Source organism: Marinilabilia sp., assembly GCF_016278715.1.
In the GTDB taxonomy this organism is placed as follows: Bacteria; Bacteroidota; Bacteroidia; order Bacteroidales; family Marinilabiliaceae; genus Marinilabilia.
On sequence record NZ_JADQBH010000111.1, the window covers coordinates 2,199 to 8,483 of the forward strand.

Consider the following 6,285-nt stretch of genomic DNA (forward strand, 5'->3'; position numbering starts at 1 on the left):
GGCTGAAAGCCCAATTGACTTAAGCCCGGGGCACCGTCCCGGGAAATAGAGGCCCTTAGCAACGAGGTTGTTACATAGAGTTTCACGGAGGGTCCACAGAGGAACACAGAGTTTATTTAATTTCAGTTTTTTTCTTTTCTTATATGCCTTGTCTGGTTTAATCCGCAGATGACACGGATGGACACAGATAATTGATTCTTAGGAACTGTGAACAATAGAAAAGCGGGCTGAAAGCCCAATTGACTTAAGCCCGGGGCACCGTCCCGGGAAATAGAGGCCCGGTCATTTTTTGCGCCCTGAAAGGGCAGTTAAAAAAATAAACCACAGAGAAACACAGAGTCCCTCCCCCTTTTTATTCTTACATGCTTTATCTGGTTCAATTTTAAGTCCCACATTACCTAATCATAGAAACTATTCTCAAATGCATGGAACTCCTTGCTTTTTAATATGTTTCTTTTAAGCCAGGCGTTCATGAAACCCATACCGTAGCCCATGAGTTGTGTTAATGAAGCAGGGACTGCCAGCAACGCAGGTTTAATCTGTTTCATTGAAAGGATGGCATCCACAAAGAAAGCAAAAGGAGGCACCACCACAAAAAACAGAAAAAAAGGAACGAAAAAAGAGAGTATAATGGCAAGGGGATAGCCAATGGTAAAAAGGGCCGGTAGCACATGGACGGGCCTGGTCGTGCCCGGATGACGAGCTTCAAGGTTGATGCGGGCAATACCTGAGTTGAAGACCTGTTTAAAAAACGAGTGGAAGTTGTTTCGGCGTTTGTGCCAAACCCACGCATCAGATAGCAGAGTTGTTCTATACCTGGCTTCTATCAGGCGCATGCTGAAATCCAGATCTTCCCCAAACCGCATTTGAGAAAAACCCCTGATTTTGAGAAAAACCTTGATGCGTACCCCCAGGTTGAAACTGCGGGGATAGAACTTGTCCATCTTCTCACGTCCACCACGTATGCCTCCTGTGGTTAGGAAACTACTCATGACATGTCCGATGGCTTTTTGGGTGTTATTGAAGTCTTCATGGGCTTTGTCCGGGCCTCCAAAACAATCAAAAGATGCCCCGTTTAACGCTGAGGCAACAATGTTGGTATAATCAGCGGGTAAAAGACAGTCGGAATCCAGAAAAATAACCCATTCGCCGTTTGCTTCGCGAGCTCCGGTGTTCCGTGCCGGCCCGGGGCCGGTGTTTTCCTGCCAGAGGTAATGCACAGGTAACTGTTGCGACCAGTGTTCTACAATATCCTGGGCGTTAAGCGTAGAGCCGTCTTCAACGATGATGATTTCAAAATCTTTGTTATGCTGATGGGTGAAAGACTCCAGTAACTCATCAATTTCCTGAGGGCGGTTATATACGGGTACAACGAATGATATCAATGGCATGGAGATTGTTTTTTTCAAATATATGGATTTTGGGGGAACCATTTAAGGCATATTGAAAAAAAGGTTGCTTCGAATCGGAGAGGCAACCATTTAAGGCATTTAAAGAAAAAGGAATTGCTTCGCAACGGGGTTTCAATACAGAGAGCACAGAGGGGCACAGGGGTTGCTTCGCAACGGGGTTACTACACAGAGTTGCACGGAGGAGCCACAGAGGAACACAGAGTTTTTCGGAACTTTGAAATGGTGAAAGATTCTTCGCATGCTCAGAATGACAACTCCATTTGGGTTATCCACTTTCGTTAACCCCTTAACCCCCTGAAGGGGGAACGCCATCCCGAAATGACCTAATTTTCCAATCTGTCTGTTAAAACGGATATTATTTTAAGTTCTGCTTTTCCTAATGGATAAGCCCCAGCGGGGCGGCAGTATGGTAGAACGAATGTTGGCAATAAAAAAGATAAAGCCCCAGGGGGCTGACAGAATTGTTTTTTAAGGGCGTTTCACCACAGAGAACACAGAGAACACAAAGGGGCACAGAGAACTTCCTTAACTATTATTTGCTTTATAGGGTTCAATCCCCAATGAATTCGATGGACAACAGAACCGCGGGCTGAAAGCCCAACTAACCTTAGCCCGGGGCACCGTCCCGGGTAAAAAGTTTATGTCATTATTTGCGCCCTGAAAGGGCAGGTAGCACATTAAAAGGAGGGCGCGTAGGTTACTCAGCAACTCAGCAACAGAGGTATGGCACAGAGTTGCACGGAGTAGGGTACCGAGTAGCACCGAGTTTTTCGGGTCTATGAGATTGTCATCCTACTATAGCTGGGCGGCAGTTAAGGCATGGAGCATGGAGATGAGAGCAGAGGGCGGAGAGCTTGTGCATATGAGACTTTAGATTCGGACATTGCCAAGTATTTTCCAACCTATATGAGAAGACGGATATTGTTTTAATTCTCCTTTTCATAATGGATCAGCCCCAGCGGGGCGGAAGTATGGTAGAACGAATGTTGGTAATAAAAAAGACAGAGCCCCGTCAGGGGTGACAGATTTGTTTTTTGAGGGAGATATGGGGTTTAACCACAAAGAACACAGAGAAACACAGAGAGTCCCCTTAACTCTTAAATACCTTATTTGCTTCAATCCCCAAAGAATTCGATGAACAACAGAACTGCGGGCTGAAAGCCCAACCAACCTTAGCCCGGGGCACCGTCCCGGGTCGCAAAGTCCAGGTCGTGTTTTATCGCCCTGAAAGGGCAGGTGGAAACGGTAAAGAAAGGGCAAGCAACGAGGGTTTAACCACAGAGAACATGGAGGAGCACAGAGGGTGCTTCGCAACAGGGTTTATTGCACGGAAACCCTTTGTGTTCCTTACATGCCTTATCTGGTTAAACAAAGAAACGACCCCCAGTTCGGAGGTCGTTTCTTTGTTTATTTGACAATATCAATATTAATTTTCGCACACTTAACCTACCGCTGAAAAGGATTCTCCTCAAAACTGTTTTTTTCGAGAGGCTCTTCGGTAGTTACGGTAGAAGTGGTGGTTGGACTTTCTGAGGTAGCAAAAGGTTGATCTGGTGGCTGAGTTGACGTAACCTGCAGAACAATCATTTTATCTAACTCCACTTCTACGAGTTCGGGGCGTTTATATATTTTCTTTTTTGATGGGTGTTTCATTCTAAACAAACAACGATTTGTTTAGAAAACAGTTTTGAACTCAAGCTTTTCCTTTTCTGATTCCACGATCAGGATAACCATTCCTTTCCTTGAGACCATAATCCTGTTTTCTGATTCGGGATTTAATCTACCACTGTCAATGAGTTTTCCATTGATGTCTAACAATCTGTAATTGGGATTGTTTAATTGGCCAATATACGCAATTATTTCAGAATTGTTTGTGAAAAACCTGGCTTTTTTTGCATTGGCATTCCCTTTCGACTCACTAATGTCGGTTGCAACTTCTGTGGTTCCTGAAAAGTGTAAAACAAAACGTGTGTTGTTGGTTCCAGTTTGGGTTACCTCAAACTGGTAGGCGTTTTCAGTATTAAGGGTAATAAAATCATTCAACTCTTTGTCTTCCAGAATTACCTGTGCATTTGGTGGAAGCGTGAAGTCTTTAATATTGAATGTGACGAGCCCTGTTTTCGCAACGCTGAAATATAATGGCAGAGAAATCTCTGTTTCTGATGGGGATAACCCGTTTATGGCAAGACTGGTGGTTCCTGAAACTGTATAAATCTGACAATATTCCACATTTGAAGTCAGTTTCTTTTCAGTGTCATACCGGTCTCCCAGGTTAATGGTTGCATCATCCGCAAAAACCACAGCCATCTCATCTTTATTTCCATTGAAATCAGCTTCCATTTTGAAAGTCGGAAACAATGTGGAAGATGCAGATTTAAGATAGCTGTAACTATTTGCCTGCAAAGAACTTTTTGTAAAAGTAATGGACGAAGTGCTAACTCCTGGAAGAACTTTTACCCAGAATGCCTGGTGTGAGGGAATACCCGACTGACCATTAGGAATGCCAATTCCAATTCCAGAGGCAGCGTTGTAGGTATTGTATTTTTCTCCGATGTTGTCCCATACCCAGAAGGAATTGGCTATTTCTGTTTCCTCGAAAATCAACTGCGTGAAGTCCGAAGTAGCTGTAAAAGGGTTGGCAATTATATTCCAGCCCAGTCCGCCACTGTTGTTCCGTTGCACAGTGACGGTCAAATCAGAAGTAACAGGGGCTCCGGTGAAAATCAATGAATTATCGCTCCGGCAGATATAGCCGGTTCCGGGTTCCATAATCGCATCACTGCTAAGTTGAAGGTAGGTATTGTCGTCGTTATTGTATTGAAATAAAGAATTGGTAATACCTGCTGATGCTTTGGTGGTGGCAACCGCGGACACCCCAAAGTTGTAGTTTCGGTTGTTGGCTGCAATGTGTTGGTGAAACTGGGTGGTTGCTGTAGAAACATCCAATGTGCCTCCTAAAGGTAAAAAGGAAGCATTGGCATCCACGTTTGATTCCAGTGTAAACAAACCGGTGATTGTTAAACTTCCTCCAGTCTGGGTCAGGGATGCTCCTGCTTCAATGGTAAGATTATTCAACGAAACCGTTTCGGTAGAGATTACAGGGTCGGCCCCTTGTCCGGCCATGATGTAAATATTTTGTCCTGTTCCAGGAATGGTTCCTTCATCCCAGTTGGTTGCTGTATTCCAGGAGGAGTCGGCTCCTTTCCATACAAAAAGATCGGCTTCCTTGGTGGTGAATGTTCTGGAGGCTATCGCAGATAATTGTTCGTTTTCATGTTCGTCTTCGAATGTTGAAGGAAAATTGATGGTATAAGTGGTACTATAATCCAATGGTACATCTGGTTCAAGTGTAATGGTTCTGTCATTGTTGCTGAATGTTGCAGTGTAATCAATATAAGATGAAGGACCATCAGCGACTTTGATGTAGTTGCCAATATTCAGAGTGGTTATTTCTGTATGGTTTGAAGCAAAGATTTTTTCAGAAAATGTAAGCGTAATATTTGTGTCAGTGGGTCTGTTGATTGCTCCATCTGCGGGTTGCAGTGAACTTAAAACCGGTGAAGTCAAATCAATATCAAAAGATTTTATACTTGTATATTCACCTCCGTTGGTAGCAACAATATGTAAATAGTAAATGGCCTCTTTATCAAGACTGGAAATATCTATTGATGGGGTTACTGTAGTATTTGCTGTAAGGGAACCGCTGTTTGCCAGTTCGGCTGCAGTACCGCTTTCATTCAGCCCAGCCTCAATATTTGCCGGTGTTGGCTGCGTTAATGAGTTGGTAATGACATAAAAATAAGAACCATTCTGGTCTATTTCCATCTCCAGATTGACTAATGAAGTGGTTTGGTCGGTCATTATTGGATAGGTGGATGTCCATGAAGGGGCGCCTGCTGATGTGGTGAAGGTCCAGGTATTGGGATTGGAAATGCCGGAGAATGGCTCTGAGTTGGTATTGTCATTTTGGGCGTAAACGAATCCAGGTTCAATTAAGATATAATAAGTAGTATTTGGGTCCAATGCATTTATGGGAGAAAGTACTAGTTGATTGTTGTTGATATATATGTTTGTTGCAATGTTATTAAAAACATTGTAAAAATTTCCTCCTACAGAAATATATTGTTCAACTGGTTGATTTTGGTCATTAATAATCCTTAAAGCTGGAGGATTATTTGGCCAAAAATATGAAGTTAAAGGGTTTTCCTTTAATGAAACATTAAACGTTAAAGTTAATATTTTCTCCACAGGAATCCCGGGCTCTCCAGGAGAAGGATCGTAATTAGTAACAACGGGTTGCGCCAGCATGTTGCTTGAAATTAATATCATTCCCCCAACTAACCCAATTTTAAGTAAAAGTGTTTTCATAATCATTGCTTTAACCCTGTGTGTAACCATGTTCAAAAGCGTTTTCTATTATGTTTCTTTGTTCCGTTCAGGATAATAGTAACGCGGTAAAATTAACTTTTTGTACGCGACAGCCATAGCAAAAGGTACGGTAATGAGGGTGTTAGTTGATGAACGGGCAGAAAGTGTTGATGAAAGGGAAGAGGAAGATGGGGGAGCTGTTGAGTGGAAAGAACACCATGGAGTATGGGACGTAGGGCAGTTGGAATGAAATGGTATAGCTTTAGACATTTCCAGGTATTTTTCAATGCTTAAGTGAAGACGGATATTGTTTTGGTTCTTCTTTTCATGATGAATCAGCCCCAGCGGGGCGACAGTATGGTAGAACGAATGTTTGTAATAAAAAAAGAAATAGCCCCGGCCGGGGTGACAGATTTATTTTTTTGAGGGGTTTAACCACAGAGAGGCACTGAGAACCTCCTTAACCCTTATATGCCATAGTTGGCTCTTGGCTGTTAGCTCTTAG

Annotated in this window: 3 protein-coding genes; all 3 read right to left on the reverse strand. The window is 43.1% G+C overall.

The features are described from left to right. Positions 1 to 398: 398 nt before the first annotated feature. Positions 399 to 1,391, reverse strand: a complete 993-nt coding sequence (locus QZZ43_RS06870) for a glycosyltransferase (protein ID WP_291857349.1) — start codon at positions 1,389 to 1,391, stop codon at positions 399 to 401. Between the two features lie 1,467 nt (positions 1,392 to 2,858). Continuing rightward, positions 2,859 to 3,065, reverse strand: coding sequence for a hypothetical protein (locus tag QZZ43_RS06875; protein ID WP_291857351.1), 207 nt, complete (start codon positions 3,063 to 3,065; stop codon positions 2,859 to 2,861). Positions 3,066 to 3,086: 21 nt separating this feature from the next. After that, positions 3,087 to 5,780, reverse strand: a complete 2,694-nt coding sequence (locus tag QZZ43_RS06880) for an Ig-like domain-containing protein (RefSeq protein ID WP_291857353.1) — start codon at positions 5,778 to 5,780, stop codon at positions 3,087 to 3,089. Positions 5,781 to 6,285: the final 505 nt, after the last annotated feature.

Bases quoted from the DNA above. Each gene is read 5' to 3' on its own strand.
- QZZ43_RS06870 (WP_291857349.1), bottom strand. From the start codon at position 1,391: ATGCCATTGATATCATTCGTTGTACCCGTATATAACCGCCCTCAGGAA.
- QZZ43_RS06875 (WP_291857351.1), bottom strand. From the start codon at position 3,065: ATGAAACACCCATCAAAAAAGAAAATATATAAACGCCCCGAACTCGTA.
- QZZ43_RS06880 (WP_291857353.1), bottom strand. From the start codon at position 5,780: ATGAAAACACTTTTACTTAAAATTGGGTTAGTTGGGGGAATGATATTA.